This is a genomic window from Chamaesiphon sp. OTE_20_metabat_361, assembly GCF_031364565.1.
Genome location: NZ_JANLWO010000059.1, coordinates 1 through 3,377 on the forward strand (window position 1 = coordinate 1; position 3,377 = coordinate 3,377).

Below are 3,377 nucleotides of genomic sequence, written 5' to 3' on the forward strand. Positions count from 1 at the left end.
ACCAATTTGCGAGATCTGTACCAACAGGTCATCCTCGAACACTACAAAAAGCCCAAGCACAAAGGTAAAACCGATCCGATCGATCGGTATCAGAAAGGGCACAATCCCTCTTGTGGCGATACGATCGAATTGACGCTCCAGTTAGATGCGAGCAGCGAGCGCGTCACCGATGTCAAATTTGAAGGTGAAGGGTGCGCGATTGCCCTAGCGTCGGTCGATCTGATGGCGGGAGCCGTCGTGGGTAAAACGATCGATGAAGCTTTAGAATTAGTTGGTATTTTTCAAGGCATGATGAAAGGGGAAACGGAATTTCCCAAAGAGCAACGCAAACTCAACGTCATGAAAGGCGTCGCTCAATTTCCAGTGCGGATCAAATGTGCCAACCTCGGCTGGCATACCCTCAAAGCCGCCCTCCAAATGACAGGCGAAGCCAAACTCGCCGATTTTGTCACCAACGAAGCCGAGTAGCTAATTTTTTAGTGAATAGTGGATCGTGGATAGTGCGTTGTTGGGCTTTGCCCAAGATAAGCACTTGTTCGAGATAGTTGAAAACTATCCGAACATCAAATACTTTAAATTATCGACTATTCACCATTCACTATTCACTATCCACCATTCACTATCCACGATCCACTATCCAATGATTTCAACTGCCGAATTTCTCAAATACTGCCAATGGTCGGGAATTGTAACACTAGCTTTTGCTGTAGTGACGATTTTGGCTTTAGTCCTCAAATGGGGATTTAAGTATCGACTCGTAGGTGCGACCGGATTTATGGGCGTATTGACTGCGGGTTTATTTGCATTGAGCCTCGTCCCGATCGTCCATACCAACGTCCCTGGCGCACAGCATTACTCCTTAATTTATGATAATGGTAGCGATCGGGCGACGATCGCCGTCAAGACGCCAATTAGCGAAACCGGATTGGATGCTACATTGCGTCAAGCGGCGGCGGATTTATACTCTTACGGTCGTTCGGGTTCGGTCGATCGACAACTCAAAGTGCGCGCCCGGACAGTGATTCATCCGCGTCCGGGGATTTCTGAGCCACTAGTATTAGGTGAAGTAACGCGTTCGCTCAGTGGTGGTGAGGATAGTCAACTAAATGTCAGGATCGATCGCAGCAATTTGGAGAAAGTAGCTAAAACTAAAGCCTAACGATCGCTTGCGGCGATCGATCGTCCCAACTAAATCTAAGTTATGAGTTAGCGATGCAGCTTGGGGGGGAACAATATGAGAAGTTGTCAGGATAAAGATGGCTGTAGATCCGCGATGCGTCGGCACTGCTGCCGTTGCACTACGACAAATCTACATTCGGCAATACACTCGTCTCGCTTCCCGCCTCAAATTGGGTCATTCCAGCTAGAACGGCAGAGAGCGCACACAACTTTCTTCGATGACATCGCTCTACTCAAACTTAGATAAAAACTGGTTAACCTCATGAGGATTAATGACCCAAATCTACTGCAACAAGTCGTTAACTACCTAGATAGACATCAAGAGGCAGTTCGGATTAAAAAAATGCTGTATTGCCTATGTACCAGCAGGTGGGAGAAGGATACAGATTATTTAGACTCAATTAATTTTCAATATCTCATCGAACAGATCGTCAGAGAAAATCAGACTCTCGATCTGTTTAGAGTCTTATTACAAAATCTAATTAAAACAGTCAATAAACCCAAACAATATATTGAAATCGCCAAAGTAATCTATCTGGCGATCGGGCAATTATATCCAGAATTTCGTCAAGAACACGTCGGTAGACCCCAATCACCGCCACCTGCGGCGCGGATGCCAGATCCCGAACCCACCAGCGCCACAAGCGGTCGCGGTGTCCCCTCCGCCATCCAACGTGCCTACGCGCCAGAACCGACTCAATTACCCAGTCAGGGCATCCCTTCGGCGCTCGAACGTGCATATGCCCCAGTACCCACCCAAGCCTGCGTTCCCGCCGCGCTGGAGCGAGCCTATGCGCCACTCGCCACCCAACAATTCGACGATCGAGCCTCGATCGATGAAGATGTCGATGAATCGGCGTATGAAACTTATTACAATCCAGATTGGTCAGCAGGTAACAGTCAATCCAATGGTGCCGAACCCAGCCAAGAAGCACCATCTGATGAAGTACCAGAGTACGATCCGTTTACGCTCCGGCAAACTGTAATGACTTATGCCAATCCGCTGCGGGCAAAAATTATCCTCTTGGTCATGCTACGACCAGAGTTTAATTTTGGCACCCAATCTGTCGCGACGATGCGAGAATATCACCTCGACGATCTGTTATCAGATGTCTTAAAAGCCTATACCACCATGCCCCAACTTGAGGAAAGCATGACTTATGCCGTCGAGTTGCTCGTCGAGCTAGAAGAGTATGGCAAGGCTGCAAATGGATTACTTCAGTCGCTCATCCCGCTGTATAAAAACCGGGGTTAGGGGTTAGGATGTAGGCTGAGCGGGTAATTCTAGTCGATAATTTGAGATATACAATGAAGCTGCGATCGGATTGTCAGTCGCTCGACGAATATTCAAAGTGTAATTGTCAAACCAAATCCCGCTACACCTACTACTAAACACTCAATCCCTAATTTTATGGTTAGAACTGCCTCGACAATGCTCCCACTAGGCGTGAGTGCGCCCGATTTCCACCTGACGGATGTTGTCAGTGGCGCGCCGATTTCGTTAGCTACTTTTGCCGAGAAACCCGCATTGCTGGTGATGTTTATTTCCGTTCATTGCCCGTTTGTCAAGCACGTTCAAGCCCAACTAGCACAAATTGGCATAGACTATGCCGATCGAGGTCTAGGGATCGTCGGAATTAGCCCCAATGACATCGAAAAGTATCCCGATGATGCTCCAGAACATTTACAGGCTTTAGCCCACTCCCAAGGGTTTAATTTCCCCCTCTGCTGCGATGCCAGTCAAACCGTGGCGAAAGTGTATATGGCTGCCTGCACGCCAGATTTCTTTTTATTCGATCGCGATCGTCACTTAGCCTATCGCGGTCAATTAGATGACAGTCGCCCGTCTAACGGTCAACCAGTCACAGGCAAAGATCTCCGCACCGCGATCGAATCACTCCTAGCTGGCAAGGATGTCGATCCCAATCAACGCCCCAGTATCGGCTGCAACATCAAGTGGATCCCCGGTAACGAACCCGAATATTTCACAGGTATCCGTGCCGAAGAATAAACAAGCGATCGCGAGTCTTTGGTTGAGTGTGTTGGGTGTTTTCACCCCAGCCTCCGGATCTTTGGTTGGGTGTGTTGGGTTTCATTCTTCAACCCAACCTACAGATCTACTTCAACTCAACCTACAGATCTATACAATTAGGCAATTAGGCGTTGCTGGATTTGGGTATGATTCATCAAAGTGCAAC

At 48.2% G+C, this 3,377-nt stretch carries 5 protein-coding genes; all 5 read left to right on the forward strand.

Annotation, left to right across the window (positions count from 1 at the left end):
- A partial coding sequence (gene sufU, locus RMO35_RS01540) for a Fe-S cluster assembly sulfur transfer protein SufU (protein WP_309738072.1) occupies positions 1–468 on the forward strand: 468 nt, incomplete at its 5' end.
- 172 nt (positions 469–640) lie between these two features.
- On the forward strand, positions 641–1,159 hold the full coding sequence (locus RMO35_RS01545) for a Ycf51 family protein (protein WP_309738073.1): 519 nt from the start codon (positions 641–643) through the stop codon (positions 1,157–1,159).
- 282 nt (positions 1,160–1,441) lie between these two features.
- Positions 1,442–2,434, forward strand: coding sequence for a hypothetical protein (locus tag RMO35_RS01550; RefSeq protein WP_309738074.1), 993 nt, complete (start codon positions 1,442–1,444; stop codon positions 2,432–2,434).
- A gap of 156 nt (positions 2,435–2,590) precedes the next feature.
- A complete protein-coding gene (locus RMO35_RS01555; RefSeq protein WP_309738076.1) occupies positions 2,591–3,190 on the forward strand; it encodes a thioredoxin family protein in 600 nt (199 codons plus the stop codon).
- On the forward strand, positions 3,177–3,377 hold a 201-nt coding region (locus tag RMO35_RS01560), incomplete at its 3' end, for a hypothetical protein (RefSeq protein WP_309738078.1). The genes RMO35_RS01555 and RMO35_RS01560, both read left to right, overlap by 14 nt.